Origin of the sequence: Kitasatospora sp. NPDC052896, assembly GCF_044547075.1 — a bacterium.
Taxonomy (GTDB): domain Bacteria; phylum Actinomycetota; class Actinomycetes; order Streptomycetales; family Streptomycetaceae; genus Kitasatospora.
The window spans coordinates 13,232-35,273 of record NZ_JBITZU010000029.1 but is presented as its reverse complement, the minus strand read 5'-3'; the positions used below and the strand labels follow the sequence as shown (position 1 = coordinate 35,273).

Below are 22,042 nucleotides of genomic sequence, written 5' to 3'. Positions count from 1 at the left end.
GCGTGGCCCGAGGCCCAGGTGCGGATCGGTCCGGGGCCGGGGGATTTCCGTGCTGGTCAACCGTTCCTCCACCGGTTCAGGCGATCGTGTGGTCGAAGTCGGCCGGGCTGCGGTGCTCCTGCCCGACCATCATGATCAGCAACGGCAGTTCGCCGTCCGCCAGACCGAGCCACTCGGCGTAGGAGACGCCGTCGAAGCCGAGCGCCACCCCGCAGGCCAGCCCGGCCGCCGGGGCCGCCGTGTAGAGGGCCTGCGCGCTCGCGCCGACGGCGGCGTTCACCAGCCGCAGGCCCCGGTCGCCGACGGCGTCCAGCACGGCCGGGGTGGGCGCCGTGACCGTGATCACCGCGCCGGCCTGCTCCAGGTTGTAGTTGCCCAGGAAGTAGTTCCGCTGCAGGAACCAACCCTGCGGGCCGGGCCGGACCGGTCGCAGTGAGCCGTCCAACGGCTGGTACGCGTAGGCCCCGGCGGGCACCCCGGCAACGTGGTTGACGAGGACGTGGAGCCGGGTCAGCGAGGCCTCGCCGGGGCTCTCCGCACAGGTGCGCAGGCGGCCCGCCGCGGCGGCCGCGGCGAGGGCGGTCGACAGCTGGGCGGCGGTCATCGGTGGGTTCGCGGTGAACCGTCCGAAGCTGCTGCGTCTGGTCCGCAGTGCTGCCCGGACGCCCAGGGCCAGCGGTCGTGGTGCCGGCAGTGGGACCGGCTCACCGTGGGCTCGCTCCGGCCCGGTCGGCGCGTGCAGTGCCGCGTCCAGGAGGCCGGTCGCCGGACGGTCCGCGGCGCCGTCGAGGGTGGCCGCGTGGAGGCGCCGCACGGTCTCGAAGGTGCGGACCGTCCGCGAGCGCTCCTGGTCGATCGCCCGCACCCGTGCCGTGCCGGGGACGTCCCGGGGTGTCCCGGGCCCGCTCGCGCCGGGCGGCCGTGCCCAGCGCAACGGGACGACGGCGAACACGCCCTCCTGGTCCGGCCGCAGGCCGAGCAGACGGCCGAGGCGCTCCTCGTCGAACCAGAGCGCGGCGCCGAGGTGCAGGCCCTGGGCGCCGGCCCAGATCCGCCAGGTCTCCAGCAGCGCGCCCACGTCCATGGTGACCGCGTGGTACGAGAAGCTGTTGTACTTGAAGGCGTTCTGCCAGAACTTGATCGTGAGCACCAGGAACTGGTCGCTCTCCGCCCCGAAGACGCCCAGGGCCGCCCGCACTTCGGTGGTCACGTCGCCCGTCAGCAGCCGCCGCATCGAGTGGTGCGGTGTCGCGTAGTGGTAGACGCCGGGGAGGAGGGGACCACCGGCCCCGCAGACCCAGTGGACGCCGATCGGGTACAGGCCGCCGCCGGAGGCGGTGCCGCGTGACCAGTTGGCATGCGGGTAGAGCGGCAGCGAGCCGAGGTCCGAGTTGGCCTGCACGGCGAGCCGGCGTCCGGTCAGCCCGTAGGAGTCCCTGAGCATGCCGCCGAGCAGCGGGAGGGTGAACCCGCCCTCGCCACCCGGTCCGAACAGGCCGCGCTGGACGCTCGCGGAAGCGTCGGGTGCGCGGTCCGGCAGCGGGAAGTGCGGCGCGCCGGGGAAGTACTTGTCCTTCCTGGGGCGGTCGGCCCAGTCCGGCACGAAGTCCGCGGGTTCCATCGGGGCCCGGCCCCGCCACAGCACCGCGGCCGCGTACTCGTGGGCGTAGCCCATGGTCGATCCTCTCTGGTACGTCTCGTGTTCCGACTGCGCGGGGCCTCGGGAAAGGCCCGGGGGTGAAGTCAAGGGAACTCAAGGGAAGGGGTGCGGCGCGGGGTTGAGCTCGTCCGCCCGCAGGTCGCGCTCGCGCAGACCGGCCTCGCGGGGCGCGGTCCGCAGCCGGGGCATGGTCAGGGCCCGCTGGCGGCGCCAGCCGAAGTCGATCGGCAGCAGACCGGGAACGAGCACGCTGACGGTACTCAGGCCCAGCCCGCGCTGCTCGGGCATGGTCTGGTCGACCACGACGACGTCGAAACCGGCCGCGGTCACCGCGGCGACGCAGCGCCGCAGGTCCTCGCGGAGGTCGTCGGACGGCCCGAGCGACCCGGCGGCGAGCCGGCGCAGCGGGGCCGGCGCGCCGCCGTCCCGCAGCAGGAAGTCGGCGTACCGGGCCATCTCGGGCAGTCCGTACAGCAGCGGATGGTCGTGCAGCACCCGCACCTGGTCGAAGTCCTCGGCCATCGCCCGCAGTCTCCGCTCCTCCCGGGCGGTGCGGCGGCGCAGGTTGACCGCGTCGGTGGCGATCTCGCACAGTCCGGCCCAGAGCGCCGTCTCCGGGTCCAGGCTCGCGCCGGCGCCGAAGCAGAGCCGGCCCGGCCCGCCGTCGATCCGCTCCGCGACGGCGGTCACCACCGGGATCGGGAAGCCGATCCGGGTGTCGAAGAAGCGCGCCCGGTAGCCGTACATCTCCAACCGGTCCACCACTGCCCGGGTTTCGGGCCTGGCGCTGGTGGCGGCGTCGAGTTCGGGCAGCGTGAGCCTGCCGTACCAGGCGAGCAGGAAGGCGTCCCGCTCGATCGCCTCCATCAGCCCGTGGTAGATCGCCTCCTCCAGGCAGCCGCCGGAGGCGCAGCCGTTGGAGCTCTCCTGGACGAAACGATTCTCCACCCCGCCGGGCGCGTGGTAGTACGTCAGGATCTCGGGGACCAGCACGGCCCGGTCGTCGCGCAGCGACCAGCCCCAGACCCACGGGATCGGCCGGGTCGGCGAGAACGGCCGGACACCCGGCTCGCGCCGGTGGAACTCCGCCGGGTAGAGACCGCAGACCCGGGGATCGAGCGCCCGGTCGCCGAGCTCGTCGAACGCGGCGACCACCGTGGTCCGCTTGCCGCGCGCCCGCATCCCGGCGAACCGCTCCAGCCCCTCCAGCAGACCGACCTCGGTGCTGGTCCGGTAGGCGGCGGTGTGGCCGCCCCAGAAGCACTCCCGCAGGTAGTCGCCGGAGCGCATGGTGAAGCAGCCGACCGTGGTGGAGGTCGAGGTGGACACCAGATCGGGGACCACCGAGGGGCCCAGCATCCCGGCCACGGGATTGACGAACGCCGCCGGTGACAGCCGGTACTCCTCGATCGCGCGCTGCCGGAAGACCTCGCGCGCCCGTTTCGGCCTGCTCACCGGCTCGATCCTGGCGGACTCGGCACTGTCCTCGGTGCGCAGGTCGCACCGGGGGCACTCCGCGTCCGGGAGCAGCGGAAAGCCGCTGACCCGCAGCGTCTCCAGGTCGAGGAGGTGGATGGCACGCGATCGCTCCGCACCTCCGCCCTCACCCCCGGCCCCCGGGCTCCGGCCGCGTTCCGCGCGGGCCGCCAGCAGCGCGGCCAGCGCGTCGGCGAGGAACGGCACCGCCCACGGCGGGCTGCCCACCGCCCTGGTGTCGCCGCCCAGTTCCAGCGCGTCGCGCAGCGGCCCCGAGCGGACCGCCTGCCAGCGCCGGGCCAGACAGCGCGGGCAGGGCGACGCCGACCCGCCGGTCCCGGTCGGGTCGCCCGGGCCGACGATCGCGTGGTGACCGTAGAGGTGCACGGACCCGGCCCGGCCCGCGCCCGGTGCGCTCCCGTCCACCGCGAGTTCGTCCCGGACGCCGAGCACCGCCAGCTCGACCGGGGGAACCTGACGTGCCGTCAGCTCGTGCGCCAGCGCGCCGAGGGCCTCCGCCCACGGGCCGGCGTAGGCCGTGCCGACCGGGCCGGACGGGCCGGGGCGGACGTCAGCACGCATCCGACGACCCGTCGGCGAGCAGGACCTTGACCACCTCGACCCGGCCCGCGCGCAGATCGGCCGAGCCGGTCGGGGCCACCAGGACGTCCCTCCCGTCGGCCCGGAGCCGCTTCAGCACCTGTGGCCAGTCGAGGTCGGCACCAGGGCCGGCCGTCGTACCGCCGGCGACGGTCAGCACGGCCGGGTCCAGGTCGCCGATCAGCGGGTCGCCCGGATCGGCCGGCGCGCCGGGGACCGGGTCCGTACCGGGGGCCGGGGCGGTGCCGGCGGCCGGGTCGCGGTCCAGCTGGGCCGCGCCGAGGAGGTCCCGTACCGCCTCCAGCACGGCCTGCCGAAGGCCGAGGCCGCTGCCGAGCGTCCAGCGGTACCGGTCCGTCCCCGGGTCGGTGGCCCGCGCCAGCACCACCGGCAGCGGCTCGTCCTCGTCGCCGAGCCGGAGCAGTTCCAGCGCCAGGCCGAGGTTCTCGGCCGAGCGGGCGAGGAAGGTGAGTTCGACGTCCCGCCGGAGCAGCTCCGCCGGTACGGCGGCCGGCTCGGTCCTGCCGCGCAGCGCGGCGCGCAGCGCGTCGTACCCGAGCGCGGTGCGCAGGCCGCGCGCGGTCGCCTCGGCGAGCGAGCCACCCGCGCCGGTACCGGCTGCGGTGGCCTCGAAGGCCCGGTCTCGGTTGTGCGGACCGAAGGTGCGCAGCGCGGCGGCGGGTACCAGCAACCGCTCGCCGGTCAGCAACGAGGTCGCCGGGCACCAGTCCGGGACCGCACCGGCCGGCAGGCCGCTGGCGGTGCTCAGCGACTCCGGACGGATCCTCCGCCCGTCCGCGCCGCGACCGGCCACGGCGGGCGGGACCACGTGCTCGGTGTAGACCTCGGCCGCCCGGTACAGCGCGCGCAACCGCGCCCCCGCCACGTGGTGCAGGTCGGAGGCCGAGATCTCCCGGCGTGCGCCGGGGCCGAGGTGCAGGCTCACCGTGCTGACCTTCAGCGGGGTCTGCTGCCAGGCGTCGTCGGCGAAGCTGCCGAACACCCCGGCGTGGCGGCCGACCAGGACCGCGCGGGCGTCCAGCTCGGCCAGGGCCGCCTCGGCCGCCTCCTCTTCCGCCGCGCCGTCGGCCGGCGGCAGGTCGGCCGGGTCCGCTGCCGCGAGCTCGATGCCGGTGACGTCCACGGCGGCGACCGGGTCGGGTTCGCCGGCGGCCGACGGCGCGGCGCAGCGCGGGCAGCGCGGGTGCGGCAGCAGCGGCTCGCCGACGACGTCCAGCGAGTCCAGGTCCTGCACGAGCAGGCGGCCGTCGGTCTCGGCCGGCAGCGCACCGGTGGTGAGCCGGAAGACCTCGTAGCCGAGCAGGTTGCCGAGCATCGCGGCGAGCGGGCGGCTGGGTGCCGGATCGCCCGCGGTCAGCGGCGCGAGCGGGGCGAGGGCGCTCCACAGTTCGGCCGCGTGGTCCGGGAAGGCGTTGGCGCCCAGGCGCAGCGCCGCGCACACCCAGCAGCCGGCACGGTCCTGGGACATCAGCGGACCGATCACCGCGCTGCCGCCGATCGTCCAGGCCGGCAGCAGCCGGCGACCGGCCGGAACCCCCGCGTCCAGCAGGCGGACGGTCCGTCGTGGGGCGGCCGGTCCGGTCACCAGCACCACGTCGAACCCGTCGAGCTCCGCCCAGCCCGGGCCGAGGTCCGCGGCACCGGCCCGTGGGGGAGCGTCCGGGGAACCGGTCGGCAGGGTGCTGACGGTCACCGGGCAGCCGGCCCCGGCGACGGCGGCCGTCTCGGCTTCGATCTCCGCGAAGCCGTCGAGCTCGGCCAGGCCGGGCAGCACGCCGACCGTCGCACAGCCGTTGCGGATCAGGCTGAGGACGCACCAGCGGGCGAGTTCGTCCTCGCCGACGACGGCGACCCGGCTCTCCCGGAAGCGCCGGAAGCGTTCCGCGGCCTCGCCCACGTAGTGGTCGACGTACGCGATCTGCGGGCCGAAGCGTGTGGTGACCTCGGGGGAGAGCAGCGGACCGGGGTCGGGTTCGGGCCCCGCGTCGCGGGCGAATCCGCGGTGGTAGAGGGCGCGGACCAGCTCGGTGACCATGCTGCGTTGCGTCTCGCCGAGTCCCTGGCAGAGCTCCGCCACGCTGTGCCGTCCGTTGAGGTGCGGCACGATCAGGGAGGCGAAGCGGTACGCGTCCTTGGTGGTGAGGCTGAATCCGCCGTGGGCGTTGTGGAAGAGCACCCCGGTGGGTGTCCGGGTGTACAGCACGTCGCGCCGGATCCGCGGCCGGCTGTCGGCGATCTCCTCGTACGGGGCCATGTCCCTCACACCTCGGTGGTACGCAACGGGGCGGCTGACTGCCGCAGGGCGGGGGCTCCGTCGGCGGAGCCACTGGTCCTGGTGGTGCGAGACTCCACCGGCGCGCGGGCCCAACTGCCCGATGCCGCACGGGTGAAGGCCTGGAGCAGCTCGTGCATGCGGTAGTGCCCGGGGGGCCCCTCCGCCAGGAGTCCGGCCTGTACCAGGCTCGCCAGCACCAGTTCCCCGGTGGCGGATCCGGCCGTCGTGGACGTGACGGGATCGGTGGCCGGGGCGGAATCGGGGCCGGGGTCGAACGCGAGCCCCCGCCCGATCGGGGCGGCGCGCCGGAGACCGGCGGCGGATGTCCCGTCCGGCAGCGGTTCACCACGCAGGACGGCGATCTGCAGACGTTGCAGGGCGGGTCCCGGGTCGACTCCGAGCTCGTCGAGCAGGTGGTCGCGAACCCGGCGGTACTCGGCGAGCGCCTCCGCGCGACGGCCGGTCCGGTACAGGGCCTCGATGAGCTGCTCCCAGAAGCGCTCGTGTACCGGGTGCGATCTGGCGACCGACCAGAGTTCGGCCAGTACCTCGCGACAGTGCCCCAGGGCGAGTTCGATGTCGTAGATCCGTTCGGCGGTTCTGAGCCACTCCTCGGCGAGCCGGGGCACCTCCTCGTGGTGCAGCGCGTCGGAGTGGACGTTGCCGAGGACGGGAGGCTGCCAGAGCGTCAACGCCGAGCGGAGCAACGGGAGTTCAGCTTCGCAGTCGGCGGCCCGGTCCGCCCGTCCGAGCAGCTCGCGGAACTCCAGCAGGTCGAGGGTGGCGGCGTCGGCGGCCATCCGGTATCCGCCGGGCAGCGCCTCGATGGTGCTGCCGGAGACGCCGTACTTGGCGAAGAGCCTGCGCAGCCGCAGGACACAGGAGTGCAGCGCCGCCTTCGCCGTCGCCGGGGTCTCCTCGCCCCAGATGGCGCGCTGCAACGCCTCGACCGACACCACCGAGTTGGGGCGGACCAGCAGTGCGGCAAGCAGCGTCGCCGGTTTGGAGGGCTGGAGCACCGCGGTCTCCCGACGGTCCGCGATGGCCAGCAGTCCGAGAACGGTGAACCGGGTGGACTCGCCACCCTGCACGGTCTCGACCACGCCCACGCACCCCTCCGATCATCGCGTCCACGAGCCCCGTGGACCACGCCCGCCCGAACGTACGGCTGGTATTCGATCAAGTCAACGATGGGAGACAGTATTTGAGTGAACATTGCGGAACGGATCATCGTCCCCCGGTCCGTCTCCCCAACACCACGGGCAACAGGCCGGCCCCGCCGCTCTCGGCGGGGCCGGAACCCGACATCGTCGTCAGTCTTCTAGGGTCTGTTGCGAAAGTGGATCTTGACTTGAGGCGATCATGGTGTGGCGCGAGGGGATCTGACAGGCCGGCAGTGGGCTCGACCGGAGCCGTTGCTGCCAGTGGGGAGGAAGACGGGGAGGCCGCGGACGTGGACGCGTCGGCAGCTGATCGACGGGATACGGTGGCGGACCCGGGCGGGCACGCCGTGGCGGGACGTCCCTGAGCGGTACGGCCCTTGGGACCGGAGCTACGACTTGTTCCGCCGGTGGCAGCGCGACGGCACCTGGAAGCGGATCCTGGAACAGCTGCAGGTCCAGGCCGACGCGCAGGGCCTGATCACTTGGGACGTGAGTGTGGACTCGACCGTCTGCCGCGCCCACCAGCACGCCGCTGGCGCGCGAAAAAAGGGGATCTGCAGCGCGAGCCTCCCGGCGGGATCGACACCTAGCCGGACGATCACGGGCTCGGACGCTCCCGCGGCGGTCTGACTACAAAGATCCACTTTGCGACCGAGCAGAGGCAGAAGCTATTGTCACTGCTGATCACCGCCGGGCACCGGCACGACAGCCCGCAGTTCCAGCCCGTTCTCGAACGCATTCGCGTGCCCCGCACCGGCCCCGGACGGCCCCGCACCACACCCGACAGGGTCCGCGCCGACAAAGCCTACGGCTCCCGGGCAAATCGCTCCTACCTGCGCCGATGCAGGATCGAATGCACCAACCCAGAGGAAGCCCACCAACTCCGCAACCGCAGGAAGCTCGGCTCCCGTGGCGGGCGCCCGCCGAAGTTCGACAAGGACGACTACAAGGAGCGCCACGCGGTGGAGTGCGGGATCAATCGTCTCAAGCGCCATCGAGCTGTGGCCACGAGGTATGACAAGCTCGCTGTCAGCTATGAGGCGACCGTGCTGGTAGCAGTCATCAACGAGTGGCTGTGACCAGCACGGTGGCAATGCTCCTCAGTGGACGCAGAACTCGTTGCCGGCCGGGTCCTGCAGCACAGTCCAGGTGAGGCCCGGACTGCTGTGCTCGCCGACGACGCTCGCACCCAGAGCGACCAGCCGTTCCACCTCTCCCGCCAGGCCCGTGCCGGGCGCGGCAGCGAAGTCGACGTGTACACGGTTCTTGCCCCGCCGCTCTTCGGTCACACGCTGGAAACCCAGTGCCAGCGGCAGCGCTCTGACGATGACGAAGTCGCCGTGGTCCTGGGCGATCTCGCCTCCCAACGCCGTGGCCCACCACTGGACCAGCTCCTGCGGTTCCGCACAATCCACGGTAATCATCACTGCTGCCAGACTCGTGATCGTCACCCTAACCACGAGCACCGACAATCATCAGCGCCAGCCGTTCGCAGAACTGCAGCCAACGACCGTCGAAAACTGCCTTCGACGCACTCGGGTGGCTGTGACCAGCACTTTCACAGCAGGTCCTGGTACCAGCTGGCTGCCGACGCTCGCTGGCCTGGCCCATGTTGGCCAAGGCGGCAACACGCGGTATCCATCCGCAGAACATACGCGGTCAGCCAGACACCTTCTGGTGCCCGGCTGACCGCTGCCGTGTCGGATCACCGGGTGGCGAGGAGTTCTCCACCCTCAACGGCTCCTCGGAGGACGGTGGCGATCTCCTGGGGCAGGAGGTTGATCACGTCGAGCGCCTCGGCAGTGAGGGGGATCTCCTCCAGGAGGTACTCGCCCCGGCCCTCCTGGCTGAACTCGGGGCCGGTGCGGTCCTCGAAGTTCCAGCTCTCGATGGTGGCGAGGTAGAAGTCCTGGCGCTCGTCGTCGGTTTCGATGGTGTGGAGGAGGCTGACGATCTGGGCCTCGCCGGCGATCTCCTCGTGGACTTCGCGGAGCAGGGCGTCCTCGGGGCTGGCGTCGGTCGGGTCGACCTTGCCGCCGACGATGACCCAGTACGGGGCGATGCCGGGGCGGATGCGCTTGATCAGCAGCGTGGTGTTGGTCGGAGTGACGAGAACGGCTCGGACTCGCCTGATCATGGTGGCCTGCTTCCTGTGCGGTGTGGCGATGCTGGTCAGTGGAGGAGCCATCCCCCGTCGACGTGCAACGACTGGCCGGTGACGAAGGACGCGCTGGGGCTGGCGAGGAACGTGACCGCGGCGGCGACGTCCTCGGGTCGGCCTCGGCGCGGGACGCACTGGCGGCGGATCTGGTCCTCCGGTCGGGCACGGTGGTGGGCGGGCAGGTCGTTCTCCGCCTCGACCTGGATGGCCCCGGGCAGAACAGTGTTCACGCAGATCCCTGCCGGTCCAAGTTCCCTGGCCAGCGACCTGGTGAGGCCGAGCAGGCCGGCCTTGGCGGTGCTGTAGGCGGCCAGTCCCGGGCGTCCGGCGCGGGCGTTGACGCTGCCGATGTTGACGATGCGACCCCACCGACGTTCGGCCATGGCCGAGGTGACGGCACGGCAAGTCCGGTAGTGAATGGTCAGGTTGGCCTCGATGGCGCGGGCCCAGTCATCCTCGCCGAGCTGGTCCCATGGGATGCGGGGGTAGGCGCCGGCGTTGTTGACGAGGATCCCGATCGGGCCGAGTTCGGATTCGACCTGGCTGGTCAGCATGGCCACGGCGTCCGGGTCGGTGAGGTCGGCGCTGACCTCGATGCCGGTGCGGCCCTCACGGCGGATGTCGCCGAGCACCGTGCGGGCCCGGTTGATCTGGGCGAGGTGGTTGACGGCTACGGCGGCTCCGGCGGCGGCCAGGGCGCGGCTGATCGCGGCTCCGATGCCGGTGGCTCCGCCGGTGACCAAGGCCACGCGGCCCTGGAGCGGCAGTGCGGCGATGGGGAGTTCAAGCAGGGGCGTGGTCATCGTCGGTCCAATCATCGGGTCCGGTGGCAGGCAGGGGGTCGGTGTGGGTGAAGACCGTGCTGACCGTCTCGGGGTGCTGGGCCTCGGCGAGCTTGGCCAGCAGCAGGAGCAGGTCGGGGCCGGTGAGGCGAGTGGGCGGGATGACGCCGAGGATCCGCAAGGTAAGGAAGTGCCGGATCTGGGCGAGGAAGCGGTCCGGGTTGAGGCCGGCGGCCGGGGCGAGGTCGGCTCGAATTCGTTGCAGCAGGCGGGTGATCGCCGCCTGGCGCCCGAGGCCGACCGGCCAGGCGTACCTGATCTCCAGGCGGCGGTGGCGCTCGTCATGTTCGGCGTGCTGGAGGTGCGGGGTGGCGACGGGCGATAGGTGCAGCGGCAGGGTGCGGGCGTAGACGTCGGGCTGGTAGGTCGGCACCAGCCAACCGCCCATGCCCAGCAGGTACCAGAGCAGGACAGCGATATCCCCGGCAAGGGCGTTGCGGCCGGCGTACTCGAAGTCGAGCCAGCACAGTGGGTCGGCGATGTTCGGCTCGGTCGGGTCCCCCTGGGTGAGGGCGGTGAGCCAGTGGTGGCCGGGGTGGAGGGCTTCCCGGGCTTCTCGGACTGCGGTGGGAAGGTCGAGTCGCAGCGGGGTGCCGTTGACCACGAAGGTGTGGCCGGTGAGGGCGCTCAGCGGCAGTGGGTCGTCGGTGCGCGGGGCGGGGAGGGTCAGGCGGCCGGACAGGTACCAGGTGTCGATCCGGCCGCCGGGTTGGATGCGATCCAGGTAGAGGCCGGGCACACAGGCTGCCAACGGCGCTCGCCGGCCGCTGGCGGCCACCGCGTCCAGCAGGCTGTCGCACACGGCGTCGATCAGGGTGGTGACCCGGGGCACGGCGCTCGGGGCGCGCTCGGCGGTGGCGATGAGGTCGCCCAGCAGCATGGTGCACCGGCCGCTGGCGAACACGTCCTCGTAGGCGACCAGGTGCTTGCCGGACAGCTGAACGCGGCCCAGCAGCTCGGGGACTGGCAGTGCGTGGGCGGCGGCCTGCCACCCGCGGACCTCGGCGTCGGCGGTGGCGGGGTCGAGGACCTTACGGAAGACCGGCACCGGCCTCGTCGGGGTGCTCATGTGCGGCTCGTGGGCAGGGCGAGGGTGGCCAGCCAGTGGCCGAGGACGGTGTTGGCCAGCTCCACTGCCGCGTCCCGGTCCTCACGCGCCTGGTGGCGCAGGTCGGTGTGCCCGCTGGGACGGCGTTCGAGGAGGACAGCGAGCGCGTCGTCATCGGAGGCGCACTCGGTGCCCTCGAACCGGAGCATCACCTTGGCCAGCAGTGCGGTGATCTTGTACAGCGCCCGTAGGTCGGGGGCTCCCTTGAGTAGCTGGCGGCGGATCTCGATGGCGGCCTGCACGCCTGCCTCGACGCTCGCGGCCACGTCGGTGGCCGCGTCGGGGGCGGGCAGCGCGAGTCCTGGGCGGCACCACAGCGGGACGAGTGAGCCGGAGCCGATGAGGGCGAGGACGTGCAGTAGGCGGGAGGTGACCGCGCCGGTGCGGCACTCGTCCTGGGTCAGCACGGTGAGGCCGAGTTTGACGCCGCCGAGGTCGGCCTCCAACCGGGCGAGGGCCTGTCGTAGGCACGGGATGCTGTCCTGGCCGGCGACCACGAACACGTCCAGGTCGGACCAGCCGTGCTGGTACTTTCCGCGTGCTCCGCTGCCGGTGACCGCGAGGAGGTCGATCAGCGGCGGCTGCTGGACGGTAGTGATGCCCAGCAGCGCGGACAGGTAGGACTCCAGGTGGACGGGTAGGCCCAGGGCGTTGACCGGCGCGGTGCTCGGCTCGCGCAGCAGCCAGCGGTGGGCGAGCGCGATGCCGTCCAGGCGCCGTTCCAGGTGCAGCCGGCTGCCGTTGTTGTCGATCACCTCGTGTGCGAGCGCGACGACCTCGGCGGCTCCGCGCCTGGCCTTGACGGTGTCGCGCTGCACCACGTCCTCGGGTCCGGCGGTGCCGCGTTCGGCGCGGATGCCGGGGGCGGTGTCGAGGTAGACGATGGCCAACTGGCTGCCGAGCATCCGCCGCAGCTCGGCGGTCGCCTCCTGGTCGTGCAGGGACTCGATGGTCACCCGGTTGAGGAAGTGGTGGGCCGCGCAGAACCGGTCGAGGCCGTCGACCAAAAGTTCGGCGCGCACCACGGCCGGGATCTCGTAGGGGTCGGTGATGCCGGCCCGGTTGGCGGCGTCCTCGATCAGGTGGCCGATCTTGAGGCGCCCGTAGCCGTGGTGCAGCCGCAGGTACTCGCCCGCGGTGCTCTTGCCGCTCTCCGACATGCCGCCGAGCGCGACCACCCGCACCCCGGGCAGGGCGCGCCGCGGCACGAGGGGAGTGAACGGGTGCAGTCGTCGCCGGATCTCGTCCTGGACGGCCATCACCTGGCGCTCACCGATCACGATGATCTCCGCCCACCTGTCCTCGCGCACCAGCCGGTAGATCTGCTGGTGCAGGTGGCGCTGGTAGCCCGCGTAGGTCGGGGTGACGCTCCGCTCGTGGGACAGGCTGCGGGCGGTGCCGATCACCGGGTCGTCGTCGTGCAGGAGCACGATGCCGTGCTCGATGGCTTCGGCTGCCCGCAGGTCGGCGGCGAAGGGCGCCAGCAGCTCGCGGGCCCGGTCAGCGGCCAGCTCGGTACCGGTGTGCTCGCGCACCGCGATGGTGGCGGCGAGGGAGGCCTCCAGCATCGGGATCCCCCGGTCCACCAGGCGCACCGGAGCAGCAGCAGCCGTGCGGGAGCGCTCCAGATAGGAGCTGGCCAGCACGTCGGCGACCTCCTCGATGGGGCCGCGCTCGAACCACCAAGTGCCCATGCCCATGGCCTTGATGCCGCTCCAGCGCGGGTCGTGGTCGTCGAGCGGGCCGGTCGTGCGGGCGGCCGGGCCGATGCGGCGGGCCAGGATCCCGATCTGCTTGGTCTTGCCGACGTTGTCGGGACCGCTGAAGGCGATCGTGGTGGGCGGGGTGGGGGCGTGCTCAGGGGAGATAGACACGAGGTTCCTCCACGAGGGTGCTCAGTACGTCTTGGAGTGATGGGGCGATCCGGCCGGGGATCGGTCTTCTCCGGTCGGGGCCTGGGAGAGCGAGGAGTCAGGCGGCGGGCGGCGTGTCCGGAGCCGACTCGGAGGTCGAGTCCCGGTCCATGGCAGGCGCGTCGTCGTGCTGGATCAAGACCGGCAGGAGACCGAGCACAACGGCGTGGTCGAGCGCCCACAGCACGGTCAAGCCGGCACCGACGGGATCGCGGTGTTCGCCCCTGCGCCGGCCGCTCACACCCGCTCCACGGAGAGGTCGGCCCACACCGTCTTGCCACGGGCGTCCAGCTCGACGCCCCAGACGACAGCCAAGCGGTCCACCAAGATCAACCCTCGGCCGGACTCGTCGCCCGTGCCAGGGGTGACCAGGACCGGCAGGGTGCGGGAGCCGTCCCGTACGGCGATGCGCACGACTCGGCCCACTCGGTTGGTCACCTGGGCGACGCTGACCTGCATCGTGGTCAGGCAGCCGGTCTTCGCGGCGTTGGAGACCAGTTCGGTGAGAACCAGCTCGGCATCGTCGGCGAGGTGGACCAGGTCCGAGTCAGCGAGCTTGTCGCGCAGCAACCGGCGGGCCACGGAGGCGGACTGAAGCTGGTACGGCAGCGATGCTTCCGCGAGCCGTACGGGCCGTTCTGCTCTGGTCAACACATTCGGGGTCACGGGTCGCTCGCTCCTGGTCGCCAGGCTGCCAACCTCGGACAGCGGAGGCTATCCGGGCAGCAGCGGTCAGAGACAGTCACCCGGCTGCCCCGAACCGGTGACGGCTCGCGACTCCGAGTGACTGACACCAAGTCAACTGGCCTTCCTTCGCTCAAGACCCTGCTGCGAAGGCCCGGTTCTCTTTACCGTGTTTACCGCCCCCTGGTGCCGAGGAAGGGACAGGCCATGGCACAGCCCGTGACGAACCACCAGCTCGAAGCAGCCATCGTCGACGCCGAGATGACGTTCGAGGCCCTCGCCCGAGGCGTGGTCCGGGTGGCGGCCGAAGTCGGCGTGCACCTGCGGACGAACCCCTCGACGGTTCACAAGTGGCTGCGGGGGTCCGACCCGGAGGGCGACACGCCGGCCTTCATCTGCGAGGCCCTGTTCCGCAGGACGGGACGGCCCTACACCCCCACCGAGCTCGGGCTACGGTCGGTGGAACAATCCGACCCGGGCCTCGGGCTGTCCATCGGCCCCGATCCGGTGGGGGTCCTCGCACGGGTATGGAGAGCTGATTTGGACCGTCGCAAGTTCCTGGCTGCCTCGGCGTACTCGATCGCCGCGATCCACCTGCCGCTGGAGTACGTCCGTGAGAGCGCCGAACGCACCGCTGCCGTCCGCAGCGGCTCGGTGGCCGGTGCCGCCGAAGTCGTCGCCGTCCGCGACATGATCAGCATGTTCACCGAGATCGACGAGCGCCACGGCGGCCAACACGGACGCTCCGCCCTGATCCAGTACCTGCGATCCGACGTGGCCGCGCTGTGCCGGGGCAGCTTCCGCACCCACGAGGACCGGCAGCAGATGCTCTCGGCGGCAGCCGTCGGCGTGCACCTGGCCGGTTGGAAGGCGTACGACGCCGGAGAGCAGGGCCTCGCCCAGCGCTACTACCACCAGTCGTACGCCCTCGCCGTCGAGTCCGGGATCGTGGGCCACGACGCCTTCGTGCTGCGGACCCTCGCCCAGCAGGGCATGAAGCTCCGTCACCCTTCCAAGACCTTCGCACTGTCCGACACCGCGCTGACCTGGGTTGCCGGCCGGGTGGATGCCGGCACCGAGGCCCTGTTCACCATCACCCACGCCCACGGCCTGGCCGCCACCAACCAGCGACGCCCCGCCGTGCTGGCGGTCCAGCGGGCCCGTGACCTGCTGGAGACCGCCGACCTGGACGACATGCCGTACTGGGCCCGCTCCTGGGGCCCAGCCAGCGCCACCGTGAACTCCCGTTCCGCGAAGGTCTTCGCCCGACTCGGCGACCGCAAGGGCGCCGCCGAGAACTACGCGGCAGCCGCAGCCACCAGGCCGGCCACGACGTACGCCCGCATCAAGGCCCTCGACCTGGTCGCCCAGGCCAAGATGGAGCTGGCCGACGGCGGCATCGAGCAGGCGTGCGACACGTGGAACCGGGCGCTCGACAGTATGGCGGGCGTCCAGTCGGTCCGGACGCGTCGCGCGGTGCTGGAGATGCGCAAGAACCTGGCCCAGTTCAAGAGCCGCGGCGTCTCCGCAGCCCAGGAACTGGATGAGCGAGCCTCCATCTTCCTAACCTGACCGCGCCCACGTCCTGCTACGAAACGAGTAGGCGCCAGGATCCGGAAGCATGGATGGCAAGTGCCAGTCTTCATCAGGATTCCCAAACGCCTAGAAGCCCCTGCGCACGCCCCCGTCGATCGACAGCATCACGCCCGTCAGGTACGACGCGGCGGGCGACAGCAGGAAAGCGGCGCTCCGGCCGAACTCGTCGGGGGTTCCGTAGCGGCGGAGGGGAACGTCGGCGGTCGCACGGGCGCGGGCGGCGTCGGCGTCGCCGGCCCGCGCGTCGAGTTCGCGCACCCGGTCGGTCTCGATGTGAGCGGGCACGAGGCCGACGACGCGGATGCCCCGGGGACCCAGCTCGTTCGAGAGGTTCTTCGCGTAGCCGGCCAGGCCCGGCCGCAAGGCGTTGGAGATCGCGAGGCCGGGAATCGGCTCGTACACGGAGCTGGAGAGGACGAAGCCGATGACACCTCCGTCGTCCAGCTCCGCCGCGACGGCGCGGGACAGCCGAACCGCACCGAGGAAGACCGACTCGAAGGCGGTGCGCCACTGGTCGTCGTCGATGTCGTCCGAGGTACCCGCCGGCGGCCCGCCGACGCTGATGAGCACCCCGTCCAGCCGTTCGAAGGCGTCGCGGGCCGCGCCGATCAGCCGGGCCGGGGTGTCGGTGTCGGCGTTGTCGGCCACCACACCGACCACCCGTCCCGGACCGCCGAGTTCCGCCTCAGCCGTGGCCACCGACTGCTCGCTGCGACCGCTGACGACCACCCTCGCGCCGTCCGCCACCAGTTCGCGGGCGGCGGCCCTGCCCAGCCCCCGGGTGCCACCGGTGACGATGTACACCCGATCCTTCAGTCCGAAGTCCACGACTGCCTCCTGTCCGATCGCGCGGGCCGCAATGGGCTTACAGCATCGCCTTCCGGGGTCGTGGGCACCACCGTCGCCGTTCTCCGTGCCGTGGACGCCCGGAGCCGGTGCGCCGGTCCGGTCCTGCTCGACGAACGCCTCCCCGTCGCGGAGCGCCCGGGCCGCTGGGGCGTTCCCGACGATGCCGTCGACCGCGATCGCGGAGCGAACACGGTTGCGGTGCTAACCCAGGCGATCGGCCCAGTCCGCCGGTACCCGCCCCGCGGGGCCGGGGGTCGGCTGATCGGCGGGGTGGCTCTCCGGTGGTGCCAGCCGCGGGCCCGACGCGTACATCTCGGAGGTCTCGTAGTTCCAGAACCAGCTCTCGCCCGGTTCGAAGCTGCGGATCACCGGGTGCCCGGTGGCTTCGGCATGGGCGGTCGCGTGTTTCGACGGCGAGTCGTCGCAACAGCCGATGTGGCCGCAGAGCGCGCAGCGTCGCAGGTGGAACCACCACCCGTCGACAGCGTCGCACTCGGGGCATCCGGTACCGCTCGGCGGGACCGAGGGGTCGATTCCGTTCCGGGAACTCATGACGGCTCCTGGGGGGCGTTGGAGTCGGTGGAGGTCAGCGGGAGGCGCACCTGGAACCGGGTGTCGCCGGGGACGGAGCGCACCCGAAGGTCACCGTGGTGCTTGTTGACGACGATGCGCCACGAGATGTCCAGGCCGAGGCCGGTACCCTCACCCACCGGTTTCGTGGTGAAGAACGGGTCGAAGATGCGGTCGCGGATCTCCGCGGGCACCCCGGGCCCCGTGTCGCCGAACTCGACGAGGAGATGGCCGTCGTCCCGCGCGGTGCGCACCGTCAACGTGCCTTGGGTGTCCATGCTCCTCATCGCCGAAACGGCGTTGTCGATCAGGTTCGTCCAGACCTGGTTGAGTTCGCCGGGGTAGGCCGGGATCTTCGGCAGCGTGCGGTCGTACTCCTTGACGACGGTGATGTGGGGGCCGATCTTCCCGGAGAGCATCAGCAGCGTGCTGTCCAGCAGTTCGTTCACGTCGGCGACCTGGTAGGGCGCCCGGTCGAGTTGGGAGTACTGTTTGGCCGCGGTGACGAGGGCCGAGATGCGGGCGGTCGAGTCCTCGATCTCGTTCATCAGGAGTTCGGTCTCGACCGTGTAGCTCAGCCATCGCACGGCGCCTTCCAGGGCGCCCTCGTCCACGGCTGCCGCGACCCGGTCGAGCCAGTCGGTGTCGAGGCCCGCCTGGACGAACGTCGGCGCCATCTGCCAGCCGTCCGCGATGCCCTGGTCCTCCAGCCAGTCGGCGAGGGCGTCCTCCCGGTCCGAGGCCTCGAGCGGACTCAGGTTGCCGGCGGCCTTGGCGACGCGCTCGGCCGTGCGTTCCTGGACCTCGATGAGTGCCTCCAGGCTGTCGCGCCGGTACGGACCGGTCGCGATCGCACCGAGCTTGTGGCGCATGCCGGCGACCCGCTCCCGGAGCGCCGACGTCGCTCGCACCGCCGCCGCGGCGGGGTTGTTGAGCTCGTGGGTCAGCCCCGCGGACAGCGACCCGAGAGCCAGCAGCCGTTCTCGCTGGCCGACGGCCTCCTGGGTGTTCTTGGTGCCGAAGAAGAGCCCCTCCAGCAGGTGCACGGCCATCGGGAACCACTCGCGCATGATCGCGGCGAAGGTCTCCGCGGGAAGCACGAAGAACCGCGAAGGCTCGACGACACGCAGGGAGTTGTTGTAGACCTGCTCCACGCGGTCGCCCAGGTAGGCCTGGAAGGCTCCCGCGTAGACACCGCGGCTGGAGCTCCGGTTGACCTCCACGTCGAGGTTGCCGATCCTGCGTGACAGGACGAGGGCCCCTTCGAGCAGCACGTAGAAGCAGGTGGCCGGGTCACCCTCCTGGTACACGGGCCCGGGTTCGAAGGTCTCCACCCGGCCGTCGCGGCACAGCCGCGCGATCTGGTCGGGGGCCAGCTTCTCGAACAGGAACAGCGTGCCGATCTCCTGTTGCCGGCACGGCATCGGTCGCCCGTTCACGACTGTTCCAGGTACCGGTGCACGAGCATGACGGCCATGGCTCCCTCCCCGACGGCGGACGCGACACGCTTGGCGGACTCCGCGCGCGCGTCTCCCGCCACGAAGACGCCGGGCACGTTGGTCTCCAAGTGGTACGGCGGCCGGTCCAGCTCCCAATCGGGCGGCGGGCGCCCGTCCGCGGTCAGATCGGGACCGGTCAGGATGAAGCCGCGCCGGTCCCGCAGCACCGTGCCCTCCAGCCAGTCGGTCAGCGGGGCCGCGCCGATGAACACGAACATCCACTGGGCGTCGACGAGTTCCGTCTCCCCGGTCACCGTGTCGCGCAGGGTGAGCTGCTCCAGTTGGCGCGTCCCGTGGGCGGCCTCGACGACCGTGTTGGTGCGCACCGAGATCGTGGGCGTGGCCTTGACCTGTTGGACGAGGTAGTAGGACATCGAGGCGGACAGGGAGGGTCCGCGCACCAGGATGGTGACCGACTTGGCGCCCCGGGCCAGGTAGAGCGCGGCCTGGCCGGCGGAGTTCGCCCCGCCGACGATGTACACGTCGTGGCCCTGACACGCGGCCGCCTCGGTCAGCGCCGAGCCGTAGAACACCCCGCACCCGGTCAGCTCGGCCACGCCGGGCGCCTCGAGCTGCCGGTACGACACGCCGGTCGCGAGGATCACGGAGTGCGCGGCGACCGTGGCGCCGTCCGAGAACCGGACGACGCGCGACGCGCCGTTGATCTCCAGCCCGGTGACCTCGCGCGCGGTCAGCACCTCGGCACCGAACTTCGCCGCCTGGCGCCGGGCCCGGTCGGTGAGCTGCGCCCCGGAGACGCCGTCCGGAAAGCCGAGGTAGTTCTCGATCCGTGAGCTCTGGCCCGCCTGGCCCCCGGTCGCGGAGCGTTCCACGAGGACGGTGCGCAGACCCTCGGACGCCCCGTACACGGCCGCTCCCAGACCGGCCGGACCGCCCCCGATGATCGCGAGGTCGTAGAACCGGGCCGACGGAGTCGTCGCCAGGCCGACCCGGGCGGCGAGGTCCTGGTCGTCGGGCTCGACCAGTGCCGTGCCGTCCGGAGTGATCACCAACGGGAGCCGCAAACCGTCCTGGCCGGCGGCACAGAGCAGCTGCCGGCCCTCCGGTTCGTCGGACGAGTACCAGCGGTACGGCACCTCGTTGCGGGCCAGGAACTCCCGGACGCCCGACGAGCGGGCCGACCAACGGCTTCCGACGACCTTGGTGATGGCCACCGGCCGACGATCGGTGGGCCGCCAGGTCTCCAGCAGACCGTCCACGACCGGATAGAGCTTCTCCTCCGGCGGGTCCCAGGGCTTGAGGAGGTAGTGGTCGAGGTCGACCACGTTGATCGCGTCGATCGCCGCACTGGTGTCCGCGTACGCGGTGAGGAGCACCCGCCGCGCGCCGGGATACACGTCGAGGGCCTGCTCCAGGAACTCGATGCCGTTCATCTGCGGCATGCGGTAGTCGGCCAGGATCACCGCCACGAGGCCGCCCCGCAGCCTCAGCTCGCGCAGGGCGTCCAGTGCGGACTCCCCGGACTCCGCGCGCACCACCCGGTACGCCCCGCCGTAGCGTCGCCGCAGGTCACGGGCGACGGCACGGGACACTCCGGGGTCGTCGTCCACGGTCAAGATGACGGCCCGCGCCGCTTCGGCAGCCCCTGCCATGCGTCTCCTGCCCCGGGCCGGCGGGTTTCCCGTCCTGGCGTCGCCGGCCCGTGTACACCTGTACGCCGGTGCTACTCATTGTATGAGTGGTCCGGTGGCTCCGCTACGAAGCCGGGATCCACCGGCCGGCCCGCCCGCCGGCCCGGATCGATGCCGTTCCGGCTCGCGTCGCCGACCGGACGCCCGGGCCCCGGAGGCGGACGGGCCGTGCCCCGGAGGCGGACGGGCCGTGCCCGTCGATCCCCGCACAGGGCCGGCGGGGCGGTGTCGGCCGGCACGATCCGCGGTGCGTCGTCCAGGACGCGCGGACCTGCTCCCGGGGTCGTCCGGTCCGCGTTCAGTTGACCTGGCGGGCCGCCGAACTCCAGAAGCGCTCGCGCAGTTCACGCCTGAGCACCTTTCCGCTGGGATTGCGCGGCACCTGGTCGATGAACTCGTAGCTCGCCGGGATCTTGAAGTCGGCCAGCCGGTGCCGCAGAAACGTCATCAGCTCGCGCGGCCGCACCGCGGTCCGGTCCTCGACGACGACGAAGGCGTGCAGGGCCTCGCCCCACCGCTCGTGCGGCTTGCCGATCACCGCCGCGTCGAGCACGGCCGGATGAGCGGCGAGGGCGTTCTCGATCTCGGCCGGGTAGACGTTCTCGCCGGCGACGATCACGACATCCTTGATCCGGTCCCGCAGGTAGAGGTAGCCGTCGGCGTCGAGGTACCCGGCGTCGCCGGTTCGCACCCAACCGGCTTCCAGGGCCTCGGCGGTGGCCTCGGGCAGCCGCCAGTACCCGATCATGTGGCCGGGGGTGCGGACGCAGATCTCGCCGCTCGCTCCGGGCGGGAGCTCCCGGCCCCGGTGGTCGACCACCTTGACCGCGAATCCCGGGTACGGCCGCCCGGCGGCCAGCAGTCGCGGACTGCCCGACACGTGTTCCCGCGGCGGTAGGCAGACGGCGGTGTTGCCGGTCTCGGTCAGCCCGTAGATCTGGGTGAGCTCGCAACCGATCGTGCTCAGACACAGCTCCAACAGATCGGTCGCGATGGGTGAGCCACCGTAGACGATCTTGCGTAGGCCGGCGAAGTCGGCGCTCGACGCGCCCGGCTCGGCGAGCAGCATCCGGATCATCGACGGCACCATGCAGGTGGTGCTGACCCGGTGGGACCGCACGGCCTCCAGGGCGTCGCCGGCCACGAACATCCGCAGCGCGACATTGGTGATGCCCGCGCTGAACCCCTGGACCGCCCACCACAGACCGCCGATGTGGAACCCGGGCACCGCGATCAGGCTCACGTCGCCGTCCTGCCAGTCGATCCAGTCCAGCCCCGCTCCCGCCAGGGCGTCCCGGACGGCGAAGAAGCTGCGGTTCGCCAGCACCACGCCCTTGGGCAGCCCGGTGGTCCCGCTGGTGTAGATCTGCACCACCTCGTCGTCCGGGCCGCCGCGCGCGTCCAGGTCGGCGTCCGACTCGGCGCCGCGCCAGGCCAGGAACCCGGTGCCCGGTCCGTCCACGCCGTCCAGCGCGACCACCTCCGGCGGCCGCGCCAGCCCCTCGGCCGCCTGCGCCGCGACCTGCCGGAAGTCGTCCTCGACGAACAGCAGGACCGCCGTGGAGTCCCGCAGGATGTGTCCGACCTCGGCCGCCGTCAGCCGCCAGTTGACGGGGACCAGGACCGCGCCGCTCTTCGCGCAGCCGAACAGCAGGTCGTAGTAGTGCTCCGACTCCCGTCCCAGGTAGGCCACCCGGCCGCCGGGCAGCACGCCGGCCGTGCGCAGCGCCCGCGCGGTCCGGTTGCTCGCACGGTGCAGCTCCGCGTAGCCGACCGTGCGGTCCTGGACGACCAACGCGCGGGCGCCCGGCCGGTGTCGGGCGTGGAAGGAGGGGATCGCCGCCAGCGTCCGGAGTTCCGGAAAGTAGCGCACAACAGGCCTTTCTCTCGATGCTCTGGACGTCGTCCGTCCGCTGTCACGACGCCTCCGGCCGGCCCACCGGTCCGCGGGGAACCGGCGGGCCGTCGCGGTC

Annotated in this window: 18 protein-coding genes; 2 read left to right on the top strand and 16 right to left on the bottom strand. The window is 72.0% G+C overall.

Features of this window, described 5'->3' with window-relative positions:
• Positions 1–76: 76 nt before the first annotated feature.
• The 4 genes from ACIGXM_RS33085 to ACIGXM_RS33070 form a co-directional block, all read right to left on the bottom strand.
• Positions 77–1,675 (bottom strand): nitroreductase family protein, encoded by a 1,599-nt coding sequence (locus ACIGXM_RS33085; RefSeq protein ID WP_396567498.1) that lies wholly within the window; start codon positions 1,673–1,675, stop codon positions 77–79.
• Between the two features lie 78 nt (positions 1,676–1,753).
• On the bottom strand, positions 1,754–3,718 hold the full coding sequence (locus tag ACIGXM_RS33080; RefSeq protein ID WP_396567496.1) for a TOMM precursor leader peptide-binding protein: 1,965 nt from the start codon (positions 3,716–3,718) through the stop codon (positions 1,754–1,756).
• Positions 3,708–6,011 (bottom strand): TOMM precursor leader peptide-binding protein, encoded by a 2,304-nt coding sequence (locus ACIGXM_RS33075; RefSeq protein WP_396567494.1) that lies wholly within the window; start codon positions 6,009–6,011, stop codon positions 3,708–3,710. The genes ACIGXM_RS33080 and ACIGXM_RS33075 overlap by 11 nt, the downstream gene beginning before the upstream one ends.
• Positions 6,012–6,016: 5 nt before the next feature.
• Positions 6,017–7,135: a BTAD domain-containing putative transcriptional regulator gene (locus ACIGXM_RS33070; RefSeq protein WP_396567492.1), complete on the bottom strand. Its 1,119-nt coding sequence runs from the start codon at positions 7,133–7,135 to the stop codon at positions 6,017–6,019.
• Positions 7,136–7,399: 264 nt separating this feature from the next.
• Between ACIGXM_RS33070 and ACIGXM_RS33065 the strand changes: the two genes are divergently transcribed.
• Positions 7,400–8,274 (top strand): IS5 family transposase gene (locus ACIGXM_RS33065; RefSeq protein WP_396567490.1). Its coding sequence is split into 2 segments (ribosomal slippage): positions 7,400–7,790 and positions 7,790–8,274, totalling 876 coding nucleotides; the frame shifts between segments, so codons are not numbered across the junction.
• 21 nt (positions 8,275–8,295) lie between these two features.
• Here ACIGXM_RS33065 and ACIGXM_RS33060 read toward each other — a convergent pair.
• The 7 genes from ACIGXM_RS33060 to ACIGXM_RS33030 form a co-directional block, all read right to left on the bottom strand.
• Positions 8,296–8,619: a VOC family protein gene (locus ACIGXM_RS33060; protein WP_396567582.1), complete on the bottom strand. Its 324-nt coding sequence runs from the start codon at positions 8,617–8,619 to the stop codon at positions 8,296–8,298.
• Positions 8,620–8,900: 281 nt separating this feature from the next.
• Positions 8,901–9,332 (bottom strand): NUDIX domain-containing protein, encoded by a 432-nt coding sequence (locus tag ACIGXM_RS33055; protein ID WP_396567488.1) that lies wholly within the window; start codon positions 9,330–9,332, stop codon positions 8,901–8,903.
• Between the two features lie 35 nt (positions 9,333–9,367).
• Complete coding sequence (locus tag ACIGXM_RS33050; RefSeq protein ID WP_396567486.1) at positions 9,368–10,159, bottom strand: SDR family NAD(P)-dependent oxidoreductase; 792 nt, start codon at positions 10,157–10,159, stop codon at positions 9,368–9,370.
• Positions 10,140–11,267: a hypothetical protein gene (locus tag ACIGXM_RS33045; protein WP_396567484.1), complete on the bottom strand. Its 1,128-nt coding sequence runs from the start codon at positions 11,265–11,267 to the stop codon at positions 10,140–10,142. The genes ACIGXM_RS33050 and ACIGXM_RS33045 overlap by 20 nt, the downstream gene beginning before the upstream one ends.
• Positions 11,264–13,180 carry a nucleotidyltransferase domain-containing protein gene (locus ACIGXM_RS33040; protein ID WP_396567482.1) on the bottom strand — a complete coding sequence of 639 codons (1,917 nt, stop codon included), beginning with the start codon at positions 13,178–13,180 and terminating at the stop codon, positions 11,264–11,266. Before ACIGXM_RS33040 ends, ACIGXM_RS33045 begins: the two co-directional genes overlap by 4 nt.
• Before the next feature lie 97 nt (positions 13,181–13,277).
• Complete coding sequence (locus ACIGXM_RS33035) at positions 13,278–13,460, bottom strand: hypothetical protein (protein WP_396567480.1); 183 nt, start codon at positions 13,458–13,460, stop codon at positions 13,278–13,280.
• Entirely contained in the window at positions 13,457–13,885 is a 429-nt protein-coding gene (locus ACIGXM_RS33030) for an ATP-binding protein (protein WP_396567478.1), read from the bottom strand. The genes ACIGXM_RS33035 and ACIGXM_RS33030 overlap by 4 nt, the downstream gene beginning before the upstream one ends.
• A gap of 225 nt (positions 13,886–14,110) precedes the next feature.
• Here ACIGXM_RS33030 and ACIGXM_RS33025 point away from each other — a divergent pair, with 225 nt between their 5' ends.
• On the top strand, positions 14,111–15,475 hold the full coding sequence (locus ACIGXM_RS33025) for a hypothetical protein (protein WP_396567476.1): 1,365 nt from the start codon (positions 14,111–14,113) through the stop codon (positions 15,473–15,475).
• 90 nt (positions 15,476–15,565) lie between these two features.
• Here the strand turns inward: ACIGXM_RS33025 and ACIGXM_RS33020 are convergent, their stop codons facing one another.
• The 5 genes from ACIGXM_RS33020 to ACIGXM_RS33000 form a co-directional block, all read right to left on the bottom strand.
• The gene (locus tag ACIGXM_RS33020) at positions 15,566–16,327 is read right to left on the bottom strand and encodes an SDR family oxidoreductase (protein WP_396567474.1); all 762 of its coding nucleotides are present in this window, start codon (positions 16,325–16,327) and stop codon (positions 15,566–15,568) included.
• A 222-nt stretch (positions 16,328–16,549) separates the two neighbouring features.
• The gene (locus ACIGXM_RS33015) at positions 16,550–16,900 is read right to left on the bottom strand and encodes a UBP-type zinc finger domain-containing protein (RefSeq protein ID WP_396567472.1); all 351 of its coding nucleotides are present in this window, start codon (positions 16,898–16,900) and stop codon (positions 16,550–16,552) included.
• Complete coding sequence (locus tag ACIGXM_RS33010; RefSeq protein WP_396567470.1) at positions 16,897–18,357, bottom strand: ATP-binding protein; 1,461 nt, start codon at positions 18,355–18,357, stop codon at positions 16,897–16,899. Before ACIGXM_RS33010 ends, ACIGXM_RS33015 begins: the two co-directional genes overlap by 4 nt.
• Positions 18,354–20,030 (bottom strand): FAD-dependent oxidoreductase, encoded by a 1,677-nt coding sequence (locus ACIGXM_RS33005; RefSeq protein ID WP_396567468.1) that lies wholly within the window; start codon positions 20,028–20,030, stop codon positions 18,354–18,356. The genes ACIGXM_RS33010 and ACIGXM_RS33005 overlap by 4 nt, the downstream gene beginning before the upstream one ends.
• A 337-nt stretch (positions 20,031–20,367) precedes the next feature.
• Complete coding sequence (locus ACIGXM_RS33000; protein ID WP_396567466.1) at positions 20,368–21,942, bottom strand: long-chain-fatty-acid--CoA ligase; 1,575 nt, start codon at positions 21,940–21,942, stop codon at positions 20,368–20,370.
• Positions 21,943–22,042: the final 100 nt, after the last annotated feature.